Origin of the sequence: Methylobacterium indicum (assembly GCF_017347565.1) — a bacterium.
In the GTDB taxonomy this organism is placed as follows: Bacteria; Pseudomonadota; Alphaproteobacteria; order Rhizobiales; family Beijerinckiaceae; genus Methylobacterium; species Methylobacterium indicum.
Map to the genome: position 1 here is coordinate 5,577,451 of NZ_AP024145.1, position 16,657 is coordinate 5,594,107.

At 70.8% G+C, this 16,657-nt stretch carries 14 protein-coding genes and 1 pseudogene; 9 read left to right on the top strand and 6 right to left on the bottom strand.

The window, feature by feature from the left end:
• The first annotated feature begins 78 nt into the window (after positions 1–78).
• From miv_RS25890 to miv_RS25900, 3 genes are all read left to right on the top strand, one after another.
• Positions 79–1,485, top strand: a complete 1,407-nt coding sequence (locus tag miv_RS25890) for a malonyl-CoA decarboxylase (RefSeq protein ID WP_048429318.1) — start codon at positions 79–81, stop codon at positions 1,483–1,485.
• Positions 1,486–1,738: 253 nt separating this feature from the next.
• Entirely contained in the window at positions 1,739–3,262 is a 1,524-nt protein-coding gene (locus miv_RS25895; protein WP_207179700.1) for a malonate--CoA ligase, read from the top strand.
• 279 nt (positions 3,263–3,541) lie between these two features.
• A complete protein-coding gene (locus miv_RS25900; protein ID WP_207179701.1) occupies positions 3,542–4,393 on the top strand; it encodes a PhzF family phenazine biosynthesis protein in 852 nt (283 codons plus the stop codon).
• Here the strand turns inward: miv_RS25900 and miv_RS25905 are convergent.
• On the bottom strand, positions 4,377–5,486 hold the full coding sequence (locus miv_RS25905) for a branched-chain amino acid ABC transporter substrate-binding protein (RefSeq protein ID WP_048429320.1): 1,110 nt from the start codon (positions 5,484–5,486) through the stop codon (positions 4,377–4,379). The genes miv_RS25900 and miv_RS25905 overlap by 17 nt on opposite strands.
• A 325-nt stretch (positions 5,487–5,811) precedes the next feature.
• On the opposite strand from miv_RS25905, the gene miv_RS25910 reads away from it, so the two are divergent.
• Complete coding sequence (locus miv_RS25910) at positions 5,812–6,780, top strand: D-2-hydroxyacid dehydrogenase family protein (RefSeq protein WP_207179702.1); 969 nt, start codon at positions 5,812–5,814, stop codon at positions 6,778–6,780.
• Between the two features lie 38 nt (positions 6,781–6,818).
• Here miv_RS25910 and miv_RS25915 read toward each other — a convergent pair whose 3' ends face one another.
• Positions 6,819–7,988 carry a polysaccharide biosynthesis/export family protein gene (locus miv_RS25915; RefSeq protein WP_207179703.1) on the bottom strand — a complete coding sequence of 390 codons (1,170 nt, stop codon included), beginning with the start codon at positions 7,986–7,988 and terminating at the stop codon, positions 6,819–6,821.
• 253 nt (positions 7,989–8,241) lie between these two features.
• On the opposite strand from miv_RS25915, the gene miv_RS25920 reads away from it, so the two are divergent.
• Together miv_RS25920 and miv_RS25925 are read left to right on the top strand one after the other, a co-directional pair.
• Positions 8,242–9,510: an alpha/beta hydrolase gene (locus miv_RS25920; protein WP_207179704.1), complete on the top strand. Its 1,269-nt coding sequence runs from the start codon at positions 8,242–8,244 to the stop codon at positions 9,508–9,510.
• Positions 9,511–9,525: 15 nt separating this feature from the next.
• Positions 9,526–10,350 (top strand): Cof-type HAD-IIB family hydrolase, encoded by an 825-nt coding sequence (locus miv_RS25925; protein ID WP_207179705.1) that lies wholly within the window; start codon positions 9,526–9,528, stop codon positions 10,348–10,350.
• 697 nt (positions 10,351–11,047) lie between these two features.
• Here the strand turns inward: miv_RS25925 and miv_RS25930 are convergent.
• Complete coding sequence (locus miv_RS25930) at positions 11,048–11,626, bottom strand: tyrosine phosphatase family protein (protein ID WP_207179706.1); 579 nt, start codon at positions 11,624–11,626, stop codon at positions 11,048–11,050.
• Positions 11,627–11,830: 204 nt separating this feature from the next.
• Between miv_RS25930 and miv_RS25935 the strand changes: the two genes are divergently transcribed.
• Entirely contained in the window at positions 11,831–12,916 is a 1,086-nt protein-coding gene (locus miv_RS25935; RefSeq protein ID WP_207179708.1) for a TRAP transporter substrate-binding protein, read from the top strand.
• Positions 12,917–13,107: 191 nt separating this feature from the next.
• On the opposite strand, the gene miv_RS25940 is transcribed toward miv_RS25935, so the two are convergent.
• The 3 genes and pseudogenes from miv_RS25940 to miv_RS25945 form a co-directional block, all read right to left on the bottom strand.
• On the bottom strand, positions 13,108–13,599 hold the full coding sequence (locus tag miv_RS25940; protein WP_342345238.1) for an amino acid transporter: 492 nt from the start codon (positions 13,597–13,599) through the stop codon (positions 13,108–13,110).
• Positions 13,600–13,746: pseudogene (locus miv_RS33835) on the bottom strand (nucleotidyltransferase domain-containing protein); the annotation flags it as partial. It abuts the gene before it with no gap.
• Positions 13,747–13,854: 108 nt separating this feature from the next.
• Positions 13,855–14,046 carry a hypothetical protein gene (locus miv_RS25945; protein ID WP_048429329.1) on the bottom strand — a complete coding sequence of 64 codons (192 nt, stop codon included), beginning with the start codon at positions 14,044–14,046 and terminating at the stop codon, positions 13,855–13,857.
• A 370-nt stretch (positions 14,047–14,416) separates the two neighbouring features.
• Between miv_RS25945 and miv_RS25950 the strand changes: the two genes are divergently transcribed.
• Positions 14,417–15,805 (top strand): deoxyribodipyrimidine photo-lyase, encoded by a 1,389-nt coding sequence (locus tag miv_RS25950; protein WP_207179711.1) that lies wholly within the window; start codon positions 14,417–14,419, stop codon positions 15,803–15,805.
• A 48-nt stretch (positions 15,806–15,853) separates the two neighbouring features.
• The gene (gene trmD / locus miv_RS25955; protein ID WP_207179713.1) at positions 15,854–16,558 is read left to right on the top strand and encodes a tRNA (guanosine(37)-N1)-methyltransferase TrmD; all 705 of its coding nucleotides are present in this window, start codon (positions 15,854–15,856) and stop codon (positions 16,556–16,558) included.
• Positions 16,559–16,657 lie beyond the last annotated feature (99 nt).

Genomic DNA, 16,657 nt, shown 5'->3' on the forward strand with positions numbered 1-16,657 from the left:
GCAGCGGCGGCGACGCCCTATCTGAAGACGGGCGGCGCCCGCGGCCGCCCCCCGCAACCCGATGGTGAGCAAGGCCCCATGGCGGCGATCTCGTTCCTCGGCGACCTCCTCCAGAGCATCTCGGACCGGGGCCGCGGGCTGATCGCCTTCGGCCGCGACGACCCCGCCAAGGCGAGCGTCGCCGAGGTGGTGAAGCTCTGCGAGGACCTGATCTCGCGGCGCGGCGAGGCCTCGGGCGTGGCGCTCGCCCGGATCATCCTCGACCGCTACGACAGCTTCGGGCGGGACGACCGCCGCGACTTCCTGCGCCGCATCGCCCTCGAATTCGGGGCCGACCACGACGCGGTCGCCAGCGCCATCGCGGCCTACGAGACGACGCCGTCCCGCGCCGCGCTGGGCCGCCTGCACGAGGCGGCCGAGCCGCGCTCGCAGGAGCTGATCCGCCGACTCAATCTCGCCCGCGACGGCACGATCGCCCTGGTGCGGATGCGCGAGGACCTGTTTTCCCTGCGCGACGCCGCCCGCAAGGCCGACAAGCCGGACCCGGCCCTGGCGGAGGCGGTCGACAGCCTCGATGCCGATTTCGAGCACCTGTTCGCCTCGTGGTTCAACCGCGGCTTCCTGGTCCTGCGCCGGATCGACTGGACCACCCCGGCCCACATCCTGGAAAAGATCATCCGCTACGAGGCGGTGCACGCGATCTCGGGCTGGGACGACCTGCGCCGGCGCATCGAGCCGCCGGACCGGCGCTGCTTCGCGTTCTTCCACCCGGCGCTCCTCGACGAGCCGCTGATCTTCGTCGAGGTGGCGCTCACCACCGCCATCGCGGCGGCGATCGATCCGATCCTCGCCCACGAGCGCCAGCACACCGCGACCCGCGAGGCGACGACCGCGATCTTCTACTCGATCTCGAACTGCCAGAAGGGCCTGGCCGGCATCACCTTCGGCAACTTCCTGATCAAGCAGGTGGTCGAAGATCTCTGCCGCGAGATGCCGGCCCTGAAGACCTTCGTGACGCTCTCGCCGGTGCCGACCTTCCGCTCCTGGCTCGACCGCGAGCGCCGGGCCGACGCTCCCCAGGGCCTCACCCGCGAGGATGTCGAGACCCTGCGCGTCCTCGACCAGCCCGACTGGCACACCGACAAGGCCAAGGCCGACGCGGTGAAGAAAGCCCTGCTTTCGGCCGCCGCCTATTACTTCCTGCGCGCCAAGACTCCGCGCGGCAAGCCCGTCGACCCGGTGGCCCGTTTCCACCTCGGCAACGGCGCCCGGCTGGAGCGGCTAAACTTCCTGGGCGACGTCTCGCCCAAGGGCCTGTCGCAGGGCTACGGCCTGATGGTGAACTACCTCTACGACCTCGCGGCGATCGAGAAGAACCACGAGACCTACGCCAATCTCGGCACCGTCTCGGCCTCGCTCACGGTCAACCGCGAATTGCGCCAGAACCTGCCGCCGGCCCGGGCGGTGGCGCTGGCGGAAGCGTGAGCATTCCCCTCTCCCCGCGGGCGGGGAGAGGGCTGCGCTCCCGTCCAGGGAGCGCAGCGAGGCGGTAGCCGAGGGTGAGGGGGAGGCGCCGGATGTGGCTTCTCCGGAAACACCCCCTCACCCTCGCCCTCCGGGCTTGCTGCATCTCCTGAACGGAGATGCAGCCCTCTCCCCGCCCGCGGGGAGAGTAGAGACCCGCGTTCTTCGAGTGGACGGCGCGGCCGCCATCTCGCCGACGACTGAAGAGTCCCCCATGTCCAACCACTTCTTCGACATCGTCCGCTCCCGCCTCCCCGCCGATCCGTCGGGCAGGACGTTCCTCGAGACTCCCGAGGGCTTGCGCTGGAGCTATGCCGATCTCATCGCCGAATCCGGCCGCTACGCCGCGGCGCTCGTCGGCCTCGGCGTCGCCCCCGGGGACCGGGTGGCGGTGCAGGTCGAGAAGAGCCCGGCGGTGATCGCGCTCTATCTCGGCTGCGTGCGGGCCGGCGCGGTCTTTCTGCCGCTCAATACCGGCTACACGCCCTCCGAGATCGCCTACTTCCTGGGCGACGCCGAGCCGGCGCTGTTCGTCTGCGATCCGGGCAAGCTCGACGCGCTGAAACCCGTGGCGGAGCAGGCCGGCGTCAAGCAGGTGGGCACCCTCGACGCCAAGGGCGAGGGCACGATCGCGGCCGAGGCCGCCGGCCAGACCGGCGACTTCGCCGACGTGGCTCGTCGCCCGGACGATCTCGCGGCGATCCTCTACACCTCGGGCACGACCGGGCGCTCGAAGGGCGCGATGCTGACCCACGACAACCTGTCGTCGAACGCGCTGACCCTCGTGGATTACTGGCGCTTCACGCCGGACGACGTGCTGATCCACGCGCTGCCGGTGTTCCACACCCACGGCCTGTTCGTCGCCACCAACACGGTGCTGATGTCGGGCGCCGCGATGATCTTTTTGCCGAAGCTCGATCCGCCGCTGATCCTGTCGCTGATGGGCCGCGCCACCGCGCTGATGGGCGTGCCGACCTTCTACACCCGCCTGCTCAAGGAGCCGGGCCTGACCCGGGAGGCGGCGGCCCGCATGCGCCTGTTCGTCTCCGGCTCGGCGCCCTTGCTCGCCGAGACCCATCGCGAGTGGCGGGAGCGGACCGGGCACGCGATCCTCGAGCGCTACGGCATGACCGAGACCAACATGAGCACCTCGAACCCCTATGACGGCGACCGGGTCGCCGGCACGGTCGGGTTCCCGCTCCCGGGAGTGTCGCTGCGGGTCGTCGACCCGGAGACCGGCCGGGCGGTTGCCGCGGATCAGGTCGGGATGATCGAGGTGCGCGGGCCCAACGTGTTCAAGGGCTACTGGCGCATGCCGAAAAAGACCGCCGCCGAGTTCAAGGCCGACGGCTTCTTCATCACCGGCGACCTCGGCAAGGTGGATCCGCGCGGCTACGTCCACATCGTCGGCCGCGGCAAGGACCTGATCATCACCGGCGGCTTCAACGTCTACCCCAAGGAGGTCGAGACCGAGATCGACGGGCTGCCCGGCGTGCTCGAATCGGCGGTGATCGGGGTGCCCCACCCGGATTTCGGCGAGGGCGTCACCGCCGTGGTGGTGCCGCGCGGCAGCGAGGCCCCGAGCGAAGCGGCGATCCTCTCGGCGCTCGAAGGCCGGCTCGCCAAGTTCAAGCTGCCCAAGCGCGTCATCATCGCCGACGAACTGCCCCGCAACACCATGGGCAAGGTGCAGAAGAACCTGCTGCGGGACGAGCACAAGGGGTTGTACGGGGGCTGATCTGCACTCTCCCTCCTCGATCCACTGAACAGCGCCAAGCCCTCCACGTCATCCCGGGGCCGCGAAGCGGAACCCGGGATCCATAACCGCTGACGAAGCGAGACGAAGCGAAAAACTGTTCGCCTCGGTCTGAATGTCTCGGCGGTGATGGATCCCGGGTTCTCGCCTGCGTCGAACCTCGGGATGACCTAGAGGTTCGATGAAGTCCTGGGTGGGAAGATCTGAGAAAATCAGCCAAACAGGCCTGCGGCGGCACGATCCGTCGCCCGGAGACCTGCCATGACCGCCCGATTCGCCCTGATCGACGTCTTTCACGACGGGGCCTTCACCGGCAATCCGCTCGCCGTGGTGAGCGGGGTCGAGCCCGACACCGCGACGATGCAGGCGATGACCCGGTGGTTCAACCTGTCGGAGACGGTCTTCCTGCTGCCGCCGACCGATCCGGGGGCCGATTACCGGGCACGGATCTTCACCCTCGCCCACGAGCTGCCCTTCGCCGGCCACCCGACGCTGGGCGCCTGCCACGCCTGGCTGGCCTTGGGCGGCGTGCCGCGCCGGCCGGGGCGGATCGTGCAGGAATGCGGCACCGGCCTCGTGCCGATCCGGCAGGAGGCCGACCGCCTCGCCTTCGCTGCGCCGAAGCTCTTGCGCGAGGGGCCGGTGGACGAAGCCGAGATGCGGGAGATCCTGGCGGTCCTGCGGATCGCGCCCGAGCAGGTGGTCGAGGCGCGCTGGTGCGACAACGGCCCGGGCTGGGTCGGGGTGATGCTGCGGTCCGCCGAAGAGGTGCTGGCGGTCGATCCGGTCCGGCATGTGGCGAACCGCATCGATGTCGGCCTCGTCGGTCCCCACGCCCCGGGTGCCGAGGTGGCCTGGGAGATCCGTACCCTGTTCGGCGACGGTACCGGCGCGCTGGTCGAGGACCCGGTGACAGGCAGCTTCAACGCCGCGGTGGCCGGCTGGCTGCGGGAGACCGGCCGCGCCGCCGGTCCCTATATCGCCGCGCAGGGAACGCGGCTCGGGCGCCGTGGCCGGATCTTCGTCGATTACGACGGCGCCGACTGGATCGGCGGGCGCACCCTCACGGTGGCGGAGGGCACGCTGCCCCTCGACCTCAATTCGCGTAGGTGAACACGCCGTCGCGCCAGACGTAGAGGACGTAGCCGGGCGCGGTCACGTCGCCCTTCTGGTCGAAGCCGACATTGCCGAGCACCAGGGTGAAGCGCTCGGCATGCAGGGTCTCGGCGATGGCCTTCGGGTCGGTCGACTTGGCGAAGTTGCCCGCCTCGACGAGGGCCTGGAGGGCGGCGTAGCCGTAGAGGGTGAAGCCGGCGGGGTCGATCCCGTCGGCCGTCAGCGCCTTCACGGCGGCGGCGGCCTCGGGCTTGCGGCGCAGATCCGGGTTGAAGGTCATCAGCACGCCGTCGCTCGCCGGGCCGGCCAGCGCGCCGAATTCCTTCGTGGCGATGCCGGAGGTGCCGAACCATTGCGGGCGAAAGCCGGCTTCCGCGGCCTTGCGCACCAGCTTGCCCATCTCCTGGTAGTGGCCGCCGTAATAGACCACCTCGATCCCCGCGCCCTGGAGGCGCTTGATCAGCGCCGCATCGTCGGTCTGCCCCGGCACGATCGGCGCGAACAGCGTCTCGTTCTGGCCGATCTTGTTGAGGTTGGCCTTGGTCGACTCGGCGAGGTTCCGCGACAGCGGCGTGTCGTCGTACAGGATCGCGATCTTCTTGTCGCGGAAGCGCTCGGCCAGGATCGTGGCCGAGAGGCGGCCCTGGTCGTCCTCGCGGCCGGAGACCCGGAAGATGGTCGGCAGGCCGCGATCGGTCAGGCGCGCGGCGTTGGAGGCCGGGCTGATCATCACGGCGCCCGCCGCCGCGTAGACGTCGGAAGCCGCCAGCGAGGCGCTCGAGCAGACATGGCCGATCACCAGCCGCACGCCGGCGCGCACGAAGCGCTCGGCCACCGCCATCGCCTGGCCCGGGTCGCAGGCATCGTCCTGCACGTCGAGCACGATCGGCTCGCCGCTGATGCCGCCGCGGGCGTTGGCGTCCCGCACGGCGGCCTGCACGCCCTGCAGCACCTGCTCGCCGATGCCCGCGACCGCGCCGGTGCGCGGGACCGCGACCCCGACGGTCACGTCGGCACGGGCGGCGCCCGTCCCGGTCAGCAGCGCTGCGATCGCCAGCCACAGGGCGGCGACGGCCCCGTTGCGCGTCATCCTCGGCGCTCCCGCATGGTTCGACCCGCTCCGTCCTCGGCTCCGTGCCGGCTGGTGAGTGCCCCTCGCGATCCTTCCGCCATGCCTGGTTCGCCGTGGCGGGCGACCGGGGCGACCGGAAGGGTCGTGAGGCGCATCTAGCACGGCCTCCCGCCCCCTGTCCGTGACGGATCCGGGGCGGCGCCCGCTCTATCGGGCGCGAGCCCGCGGGGGCGCAAGGGGGCCGCGACGCGTCAGGGTGCAGCGGGAAGCATAGCACGGACCGCGCCGCTGGAACGCCCGCCGGCTCCGCGATAGGTGACGGATCAACAGGAGGGAACGCGCGATGACACAGGCTCACGGCATCCGGGTCGCGGTGCTCGACGATTACCAGGGCGTGGCGGCAGGGCTCGCCGACTGGGCCGGCCTCGGCCCCGACGTCGCGGTGGATGTTTTTCGCGAGCCGGTGCCGCCGGCCGAGGCCGCCGCGCGGCTCGCCCCCTACGACGTGCTCTGCCTGATGCGCGAGCGCATGCCGCTCGACGCGGCCCTGGCCGCCGCCCTCCCCGCCCTGAAGCTCGTGGTGTTCACCGGCGGCCGCAACCCGTCCGTCGACACCGCGGCGCTGCGGGCCCGCGGCGTCACCGTCTGCAACACCCGCAACGGCGAGGGCGGGATCGCCACCGCCGAGCTGACGGTCGCCCTGATGCTGGCCTGCGCCCGTGCGCTGCCGCGGGAATTCGCCAACATGGCCGGCGGGCGCTGGCAGGAGACCCTCGGCGAGGGGCTGGAGGGGCGCACCCTCGGCCTCGTCGGGCTGGGGCGGATCGGCGCCCGGGTCGCGGCGGTGGGCCGCGCGCTCGGCATGCGGGTGACGGCCTGGAGCCCGAACCTGACGCCCGAGCGGGCCGAGGCCGGCGGCGCGACGCTCGCCACCCGCGAGGTCCTTTTTTCGCAGAGCGACGTGATCAGCCTGCACATGGTGCTGGCGCCCTCGACCCGCGGCATCGTCGGGCCGGCCGAGATCGCCCGGATGCGGCCGGGCGCGATCCTGATCAACACCTCCCGCGGGCCCCTGATCGACGAGGCGGCTTTGCTCGCGGCTCTCGGCGAGGGCCGGATCCGGGCCGGGCTCGACGTGTTCGACCGCGAGCCGCTGCCTGCCGACCATCCGCTGCGCGCCCTGCCGAACGCGGTGCTGACCCCGCATCTCGGCTACGTCACGCAGAGCACGTTCCGGATGTTCTACGAGGATACCGTCGAGGCGATCGCGGCCTGGCGCCAGGGCGCGCCGGTGCGGGTGGTGACCGCCTGACGCGAGAGGGCGGGCACGTGGCGCCCGCCCCTCCGCCCTTACCGGACGCCGGCGTAGACCGAGGCGCCGGCCGAGACCGGCGCCGTGATGGTCGAGAAGACGCTGAGCACCTTCTGGACCTCGGTGAAGGGGGCGTTCGAGACGTAGACGAGATCGCGGTTGCGCATCCGGAACGCCTGGGAAACGAACAGGCTGTTGGGATCGCGCATGTTGATCCGGTAGACCACCGGCACGAAGTTCGACGTGAGCAGGGGGCTGTTCGGGCGCATGCGGCGCACCACGGAGGCCGGCTCGAACCGGAACACGAACACGCCGGCCGGGTCGGCCTGCCCGTCCGACAGGCCGCGCGCCTTGGCGAGCGCCTGGGCGAGCGTAATGCCCTCGGCCGAGAACGGAATCTCGGATTGCACCCCGAGCGCACCCACCGCCAGGAAGGTCTGGGGATCGCGCACCAGGGTGAGCGTGTCGCCCGGCCGCAGGAAGATGTTTTCGCGCGGGTTGGACACGACCGCCGTCAGCGGCACCGTCGCGGTGGTGGAGCCGCGCGACAGCCGCACGAAGGTCTCGGAGACCGGCGCGCGCACGCCGCCCGCCCCCGCCACCACGTCGAGCAGCCGGTCGCCCTTGGTGGAGAGCGGCACGCGGGCGCCCGCCGTCACCTCGCCGGTCACCGTCACGGCGGTGCTGGTCGGCTGGACGACGGTGACGATGACCTGCGGCTCGATCGCCTTGCCGGCGAGTTCCTGCTCGATCTGGGTCTGCACGTCCTGGACGCGCTTGCCCGCCACCTGGATGCGGCCGGCATACGGCACCGTGATGGCACCGTCGCGGGTGACGACCTGGGGCGGGATGGTGGCCGATTTCGAGCCGGAGGAGAACCGGTCGATCGACAGGGAGCCGGAAAACAGGCCGCCGGTGCTGGCCTCGTAGATGGTCACCGCCACGGTGTCGCCGACGCCGATCACCGGTTCGACGGCGGGGCGGCGATCGCCGAACGAGGCGAGGAGGCTGTCGAGGGGACGGCCGCGCAGGGCCTCCACCGTCGCGGCGTTGACGTCGATGATCTCGTAGCGGGCGAGCAGGCCCTGGTCGGTCGCCACGTCGGCGCCCGTTTCCACCGCGCTCGCCGTGGGGCCGGCGGCGGGGAGGAACGTGGAGCAGCCCGAGACCGCGAGCGCGGTGCACAGGGCGATCGGGAATGCGCGCATCAGGGAGATTGCTCGTCCTTCGCTTGAGAGTGGTCCCTAGCCGAGTCGGGGGCCGCTGTCCGTGGCCGGCGTGTCACAGTACCGCCGGGAGCCCTCCCCTCCGGCACTCTTCCCCGCTAGACACAGGGAACGGCGTGCCGGGGCGTGGCCCTGGTCATGTCGACTCTTCACGACACTGGTTACCAAATCGCGGCTCCAGGATGGCACGGGCAAGGTCACGGAGCGGGAGCGACGCGCGGATGACGGGGCAGGGATGACCACACAGATCGGCTTCACGCCGCCGGATTTGGCGCCGCAGGCTCCCGGGCCGGTGCGGCGGCGCCACGTCGTCTACCTGCCGGGCTACGATCCGGAGGCGGGCAAGCGCTACCGGGCGCTGTTCACCCGCGAGTTCACCCGCTACGCCAAGCGCTTCGACCTCGTGAAGCGCAGCCTCACCCGGGCCGAGACCCGCCCCGACGGCCTGGTGCAGACCTGGACGGTGGAGACCGGGCGGGACGGCGCCGAGACGCACACCACCTACGAGGTGCTGCTCTGGGACGACATCGTGCGGGCGGATTTCCGCCGGCCGCTGATCGCTTCGATGGCGCTCCTCACCGCCGGCATCCTGCACGGCGTGGCGACCGGCAAGCTCTTCCGGCTCTACGGCCTGAACTGGAAATACGGCAACGTCATCCTCTACCCGTTCGGCATGACGCTGATCCTCGCCGCCCTGGCGGCTCTGCTCGGCCAGGGCGTCGCCCACCTCGCGGCGGGCTGGCTGCCGGGCCTCGCCGCGGGCGTGCTCGGCGCGCTCGCCGGCATCGCCCTCGTGCTCGCGGCGACCCCGCTCCTCGACCGGATCTTTCTGCGCCAGCTCATCAACGACTGGGTGTTCAACTGGCAGCACAGCAACGGCTGGCGCCGGGACTACGAGGACCGCCTCGCGCTGTTTTCCGCCCACGTCGCCGGGATCCACGAGGCCGGCGCGGTCGACGAGATCCTGATCGTCGGTCATTCCTCCGGCGGGCTCACCGCCGCCGAGGTCGCCGCCCGGGTCCTGCCCGCGACCGCCGGGACCCCGGCGGGGCCGCGCCTGTCGCTCCTCACCCTCGGGGCCGGGCTGCCCCTCGTCGCCATCAACCCGCGGGCGCGCCGGGTGCGGGCCGAGCTGATGAGCCTCGTCGCCACCGACCGGCTGGTCTGGGCCGATTATCAGGCGCCGCAGGACTGGATGAACTTTCCCGGCTTCAACCCCGCCCGCGACCTCGGCGAGACCCCGGCGGGCCCGGTCCGCAACCCGGTGATCCGCTCGACGCAGTTCCGCGACATCATCGTGCCGGAGGTCTATCGGCGGATCTCGTTCCGGCCGTTCCGCATGCACTTCCAGTTCCTGATGGCCAACGACCTGCCCGGCGCCTACGACTTCTTCGCCCTGACGCTCGGGCCGCAGGCCCTGCGCGAGCGGGTGCTCACCCCCGCCATCGTCCCGCTGCGGCCCGAGACGCCGCCCGAGCCGGTGCCGGTCCACCGGGAAATCTGAGGAGGCCCCGACGGCATGACGAACGCCCCCTCGCCCATCCGCCTCGTCGTCACCGACGTCGACGGCACGCTCGTCACCGGCGACAAGCGGCTGACGCCGCGGGCCGTCCGCGCCGTCGAGGCCCTGCGCGCGCGCGGGATCGCCTTCACGGTGGCGTCGAGCCGCCCGCCGATCGGCCTGCGCCCGCTGGTCGCGCCGCTCGGGCTCACCCTGCCGATGGGCGCCTTCAACGGCTCGACGGTGGTGCGGCCCGACCTCTCCCTCGTCGACGAGACGCTGATCCCCGAGGCGGCGGCGCGCAAGGCCGCCGCGCGGTTCGCCGCCGAGGGCATCGCCCTCTGGGTCTTCGCCGAGGGGGTCTGGCTCCTGACCGATCCCGCCGGTGCCTATACCGACCTCGAGCGCTGCACCCTCCAGGCCGAGCCGCGGGTGGTGGACGATCTCGCGCCCCATCTCGGCCGCGCGGCGAAGCTCGTCGGCGTCTCGCGCGACCACGCCGCGCTCGCCGCCCTCGAACCGCGCCTCGCGGAGGAGATCGGCGAGGGCGCGGCGGTCCACCGGTCGCAGGCCTACTATCTCGACGTGACCCCGCCCCACGTCGACAAGGGCCACTTCGTCGCCCGCCTCGCCGGGGAACTGGACATCCCGCTGGCCGCGGTGGCGGTGCTCGGCGACATGGCGAACGACACGGCGATGTTTTCCCGCGCCGGCCTGTCGATCGCGATGGGCAACGCCAGCGAGGCGGTGCAGCGGGCCGCGACGCAAGTGACCGGGACGAACGAGGCGGACGGGTTCGCGGAGGCGATCGAGACGTACGTGCTGGGTCGAGAGCCTGCTTGACGGGCCTTTGAAGGGCTCGGAAGCTCCGCGGCCGGTCCCGGGTCCATGGCGGCGCCCGGAACCCCGCATCCCCGATCATGCGGGATCGATCGGAGCCTGTCAGGCCGCCGTCGATGCAGGGCGACGTGGTCGTCGACCCGTCGCGCGTCGCCCAGGGAATCGACGATCTCGATGGTGAACCGGTCGTCGTCCGCCGGGCCGGGCGGCGCGCCGTAGATCGGGCGGGTGGCCGAACTCTTCCGCTCGTTGCAGGCCGATCGCGGGTTCCCGGGAGGGACGCTCGAGAATTCCGGCCCCTGCTCGACCAGGATCCGCCCTTTCTCCGGCGGCTCGATCAGATTGACGGTCATCGGCCCCGGCGATCGGCAGCTCGGATCGACGGAGATGAACCATCCGATCTTCAGGGTCTGCCCGGGTCCCACGACCTTGTCGACCGTCGGAACGGGCCTCTGTCAGGCGAATGCGCTCGTCGGCGGAAGAAACAGGAGACCGGCCGTGAAGAGGATGGGTCGAACACGCATCGAACGTACCTCGCGTGTCGCTCGGACTCACGATCGACCGGCCGTGGCAATCCTAGCTCGACAAGAGATGACGCAAGGACGATACACGATACGACCATCGGAACATCAGCCTGGACGATCCAGGCCGATGTTCCGTCTCGCACGCCGAGGCGGACCGACCTTCGGTGAGGCGCCGGTCAGGCCAGGGCCGCATCCACCTCCCGCCCCCGCCCGAGGCTGCGCATCAGCTCGACGAGGTTCGGGCGCACTCGCAACTGCAGGGCGTGCAGCCGGCGCACCGCTTCGGTCAGCGTGCCGTCGTAGCCCATCGCCTCGTCCGCGAAGGCGATCATGCGGGCGTTGGGCCAGGATTTTTCGCGTAGCGCGTGGACCTTGGCCACCACGGCTTCGGCGTCGAGCTTCGGGTGGGCTTGGCCCAGCAGCATCGTCATCGCGGCGGTGGAGCGCGAGATGCCGGCATGGCAGTGGATCAGCAGGTGCGTCTTGCGCCGTGCGGTCTCGGCCGCCAGCTCCTTGCCGAAATGCAGGATCGCCTCGACGTCGTGGCGCTCGGGCAGGATCTGGCCCTCGGTCGGCTCGATGATGTCGTGGAAGCGCAGCGTGACGCGGTGATGCGCGTCGTAGGTGCCGAAGGCCTCGGGCTCCGGCCAGGCCGGGTCGAGGATCGACAGGACGTGGGTGACGCCGCGGGTGGAGTGATGGCCCAGCTCCTCGAGGCCGCAGACCGTGTGCAGGGAGATCGGTTCGGGCTTCACGGTCGGGTCGCGCTCCGGCAGGGCGGCAGGGATGTCCCGCGGGCGAGGGGCCGCGGAATCGGGACGAGCGTAACATAGGGCCCCGGCTGCACGAGGTCATCCGCGCGGGGGCGGACGCTGCCCGATCGCCGCCCCGGTGCGCTTTCGCGCCGGATGCTCTACCTGTTGCCCGGTCAACAGGATCGATCCTCCGATGAGGAGAGCATGAAGCGTCGCGACATTCTCACGGCCGGGCTGGGCCTTGCCGGCGGCAGCGCCCTCGCGGCCCCGGCGCTCGCGCAGGGAACTCCCGAGCTGCGCTGGCGCCTGCACTCCGCCTTTCCGCGCAACCTCGACGCCCTCTACGGCGCGGCCGAGCTCTTCGCCCGCCTCGTCGCCGAGGCGACCGACAACCGTTTCCAGATCGAGGTCGCGGCGGCGCCGGCGGGAGAATCCCCCGCCCTCCTCGACGCGGTCGGATCCGGCACCGTCGAGATGGCGTATTCGGCCGCCTATTACGAGGTCGGACGCGACCCCACCTACGCGCTCGCCACCGCGGTGCCGTTCGGCCTCAACGCCCGCCAGCAGAATGCCTGGATGCTGCAGGGCGGGGGGCTCGATTTGTTCAACGAGATCTTTGCGAAGAGCAAGCTCTACGCCCTGCCCGGCGGCAACACCGGCACCCAGATGGGCGGCTGGTTCCGCCGCGAGGTGAAGAGCCTCGCCGACCTCCAGGGCCTGCGCTTCCGCATCGCCGGCCTCGGCGCCCAGGTGATGGGCAAGCTCGGCGTCGCGGCCCAGACCCTGCCGGGCGCCGACCTCTACGCGGCCCTCGAAGGAAAGACCCTGGACGCCGCCGAGTGGATCGGCCCCTACGACGACGAGAAGCTCGGCCTCAACAAGGTGGCGCCGTTCTACTACTACCCGGGCTTCTGGGAAGGCGGCTCCATGCTGCATTTCTGGTTCAACGCCCAGAAATGGGCCGAGCTGCCCAAGGCCTACCGGGCGATCGCGCAGGGCGCGGCGGCGGCCGTCAACGGCGACCTCCAGGCCAAGTACGACGCCCGCAACCCGGCGGCCCTGCGCCGGCTCGTCGGCGGCGGTGCCCAGCTCCGCCCCTTCCCGCAGGAGGTGATGGAGGCCGCCCTCAAGGCCGCCAACGACATCTACGCCGAGATCGGCGCCAAGAACCCGGACTTCAAGCGCGTCTACGAGGCACTGAAGACGTTCCGCAACGAGGAATATCTCTGGTTCCAGGTCGCGGAGTATACCTACGACAACTTCATGATCCGGGCTCGCGCCAGGGGGTAGACCCACCATCCGCGCGAGGCCCGGCGGTCCGGCGAAGCTGCCTCTTGCGACCCGACCGTCGTCGAAGCCCAGCGCGCCGCCCATGGCAAAAAAGGGTGGCGCGAACAGGCGATCGGCCCCTCGCGGAACGCTCCTGCACGATCCCCGACACCGATGGATAAGGCTCGCCCGCTGCGTCGCCTCCGTCGCCGTCACCGCATTCCGGTGCTGCCTGCGTCCCGCCCCCCGCCGATGCGCAGCGTCTCGATCCAGTCGTGGCCGGGATGCAGTTCGTCGAGCCAGGCGATCAGCTGCTTCCTCTCCGCGAGCGAGATTTTTTGCCGGGCGATTTCAAAATCCCGCTCGTCCTTGTCCCTGCGATACTTGGCCTTGAAGAGCATGACATTGATGGGTGCCAGGTACGGGATACCCGTTTCGCTCACGCGGACAGCGGCGGAACGGGCCATCTGAATCGTTGGATCCCGCTTGTAGATCCATCGGTCCGGCGTCCCCGGCTCCCTCATCATATCCACCCGCCAGCGACCGCGCTGCATGTCTGCGCCCCAAACCTGCCAGACGTCGCCGGGCAAGTGGGCGGATGGGGGGAGATGTTCGAGGATCCCGTCTCGCACGGTAAAGAATTCAAGGTCGTTCAGGATGGCGCGGAAATGGTCGGCATCATCGCGCAGGACGACGAACTCCAAGTCGTCGTGCTCGCGCGTTGGCCTTCCATGCCAAACGTCGAGAGCCCATCCGCCTGCGACGTACCAAGGGCGTCCTGCCTCTCGAAGACGCCGGCCGAGTTCGTCGGGAGACCATGCGTCCCAGGCATCGTCGTCGAGAGGGCCCATCGCAATCCCCGGAGCGAGCGCGTGCGAAGAACGACGCCCGATCGCCAAGAGATCGCCAAGAGATCGCCAAGAGATCGTGCGGCGTTCCAGCTCGGCCCGGCGGGCCGCCTATTCGGCGGCCTCCTCGCCCGGCAGGGTGCCGCGGCCCTCTTCGCGCATCAGGGCGCGGACCACGCTCGGCACCGCTTCCAGCGCGCCGGCCAGGGTCTCGTCGGCCACGAACAGGCTCTTGATCTCCGGGCTGGTGATGCAGACGAGGCCTTCGCCGCTCTCCTCGACCCGCAACGTGAATTGCCGCATCGCTCGACCGCTCCCCTGACGTTCGGCTCCGATCGTCCCGCGATGCACGAGACGGGCCAGTACCGGAGGGTCAACGCGGAGCGCGGCCATAAGCTCCGCCGCGCGGCAATCGAAAGCCGTCGGGCCAGCACATGTCCCAAGAAAAAAGGCCACTCGCGAGAGTGGCCCGAAGTCTAGGGAGGAAACGCCCAAGGAGGGCAGCGGGAGCGCGACGCCATCGCGTTCCCGCATTGCAACAAGATAGGGATGCCCTGCCGGAAGGCAAGACGACATTGGTGGCAGCGCTGCCGCTTTTCCGGGCAGCGACCGCGCGCCGCCCTGGTCCCTCTCCCGCCACGGCCTAGTTTCGCTGGGCCGACGGGGGATGGACATGGCGATTCAGGCGGGGCGCATCCGGGTTCTCAAGGACGTGGAGCCGAGGGACGGCGCCTACGTGCTCTACCTGATGCAGCAGGGAATGCGCAGTCGCGACAACCCGGCCCTCGAATACGCCGTCGAGGAGGCCAACCGCCTCGGTCTTCCGGTCGTCGCGGGGTTCGGCCTCCTCGACGGCGGCGCGCATTTCCCCGAGGCCAATGCCCGGCACTACGCCTTCCTGCTCCAGGGCCTCGCCGATGCCAGGGCGGGCCTGGAGCACCGCGGCATCGCCTTCGTGCTGCGCCGGGCGACCCCGGCCAAGGCTGCCCTGACTTTGGGCAGGCAGGCGGCGATGCTGGTCCTCGACCGCGGCTACCTGACGATCCAGAAGCAGTGGTACGCCGAGATCGAGAAGGGATTCGACGGCCGCCTGGTCCAGGTCGAGGGCGACGTGGTGGTGCCGCTCGAGGTCGCCTCGGGCAAGCACGAATTCGCCGCCCGCACCCTGCGGCCGAAGCTGCACCGGACCTGGGAGCCCTATCTCGCGCCCCTGCGGGCCCGCAGGGTCAAGCACAAGGCCGACGACCTGTCCCTGACGAGCGACCTCGACGTCTCGGATTCCGACGCCGCGCTCGCCGCGATGACCCTCGACCGCGACGTGCCGCCGGTGCGGCGCTTCCGCGGCGGCGAGGTCGAGGCGCATCGTCGCCTCGCCGCCTACCTTGCCGGGCCGTTCGACGAGTACGGCACGGTGCGCAACAAGCCCGAGGCGGGAGCCGCCTCGCACATGAGCCCCTACCTGCATTTCGGCCAGATCTCGCCGGTGGCGATCGCCCTCAAGGTGCAGGCGGCCAAGACCGGCGGCCCGGAGGACCGGGCGGCCTATCTCGAGGAGCTGATCGTCCGGCGCGAACTGGCGATGAATCACGTCCACACCAACCCGGGTTACGGGGCCTACGCCACGGCCCTGCCGGACTGGTCGCGCAAGGCTTTGGCCGAGCACGCGGACGACCCGCGCCCCCACCTCTACGACGAGGCGGCTCTCGCCGAGGGCCGCACCCACGACGAGTACTGGAACGCCGCGATGCGCGAGATGCGCGTCACCGGCTACATGCACAACCATCTGCGCATGTACTGGGGCAAGAAGATCCTCGAATGGTCGCCCTCGCCGGAGGAGGCCTTTGCGGTGGCACTGCGTCTCAACAACCGCTACTTCCTCGACGGCCGCGATGCGAACTCCTTCACCAACGTCGCCTGGCTGTTCGGTCTGCACGACCGGCCCTGGGGCCGGCGCAAGGTCTTCGGTACGGTACGCTATCTCGGCCCGAACACCCTGAAGAAGTTCGACGCCAAGGCCTACCTGAAGACCGTCGACGCGTTGTGCCGGGCCGAGGAGGCGTGAGGGCCCGGGCCGGTTGACCGCCCCGCCCCTCCGGCGCCATCAACCCGCATGATCTCCGACGCATCCTCCGCCGCGCCCTGGCGCGCCACGATCCTGACCCTCTACCCCGAGATGTTTCCCGGCCATCTCGGCGTGTCGCTCGCTGGCGATGCGCTGGCGCGGGGCACCTGGAGCCTGGAGGCGCGCAACATCCGCGACCACGGGATCGGCCGGCACCGGGCGGTGGACGACACGCCCGCCGGCGGCGGCGCCGGGATGGTGCTGCGCTGCGACGTGCTCGCGGCGGCGATCGATGCCGCCTGCCCCCCCGACGATCTCCGCCCGCGCCTGCTGATGAGCCCCCGGGGCCGCCCGCTCACGCAAGCCCGCGTCCGGGCGCTGAGCGAGGGGCCGGGGGTGGTCGTGGTCTGCGGCCGGTTCGAGGGCGTCGACGAGCGGGTGATCGCCGGGCGCGGCCTGGAGGAGGTCTCGATCGGCGACTACATCCTGTCGGGCGGCGAACCCGCCGCGCTGGTGGTGCTCGATGCCTGCGTGCGCCTCCTGCCCGGCACGATGGGCAAGCACGCGTCCGGCGTCGAAGAGAGCTTCGAGAGCGGCGGCCTCGAATACCCGCACTACACCCGCCCGCGGGACTGGGAGGGGCGGGAGATCCCGGAGGTGCTCACCGGCGGCAACCACGCGGCCATCGCCCGCTGGCGCGCGGCGGAAGCGGCCCGGATCACCCGCGAGCGCCGGCCGGACCTGATCGGCTGATCGTCCACCGGACTCTGTCGGGAACACAACGCAGGTGAATGCCGCCGCCGCCGAGGCTCCCTAGAGCCCAGTGATCGGCGCTGTCCTTCCGGGCGCCGT

Coding starts and splice junctions, on each gene's coding strand:
- trmD (WP_207179713.1), top strand. CDS start 15,854: ATGATCTCCGACGCATCCTCCGCCGCGCCCTGGCGCGCCACGATCCTG.
- miv_RS25895 (WP_207179700.1), top strand. CDS start 1,739: ATGTCCAACCACTTCTTCGACATCGTCCGCTCCCGCCTCCCCGCCGAT.
- miv_RS25910 (WP_207179702.1), top strand. CDS start 5,812: ATGACACAGGCTCACGGCATCCGGGTCGCGGTGCTCGACGATTACCAG.
- miv_RS25945 (WP_048429329.1), bottom strand. CDS start 14,046: ATGCGGCAATTCACGTTGCGGGTCGAGGAGAGCGGCGAAGGCCTCGTC.
- miv_RS25900 (WP_207179701.1), top strand. CDS start 3,542: ATGACCGCCCGATTCGCCCTGATCGACGTCTTTCACGACGGGGCCTTC.
- miv_RS25935 (WP_207179708.1), top strand. CDS start 11,831: ATGAAGCGTCGCGACATTCTCACGGCCGGGCTGGGCCTTGCCGGCGGC.
- miv_RS25890 (WP_048429318.1), top strand. CDS start 79: ATGGCGGCGATCTCGTTCCTCGGCGACCTCCTCCAGAGCATCTCGGAC.
- miv_RS25950 (WP_207179711.1), top strand. CDS start 14,417: ATGGCGATTCAGGCGGGGCGCATCCGGGTTCTCAAGGACGTGGAGCCG.
- miv_RS25925 (WP_207179705.1), top strand. CDS start 9,526: ATGACGAACGCCCCCTCGCCCATCCGCCTCGTCGTCACCGACGTCGAC.
- miv_RS25920 (WP_207179704.1), top strand. CDS start 8,242: ATGACCACACAGATCGGCTTCACGCCGCCGGATTTGGCGCCGCAGGCT.
- miv_RS25915 (WP_207179703.1), bottom strand. CDS start 7,988: ATGCGCGCATTCCCGATCGCCCTGTGCACCGCGCTCGCGGTCTCGGGC.
- miv_RS25905 (WP_048429320.1), bottom strand. CDS start 5,486: ATGACGCGCAACGGGGCCGTCGCCGCCCTGTGGCTGGCGATCGCAGCG.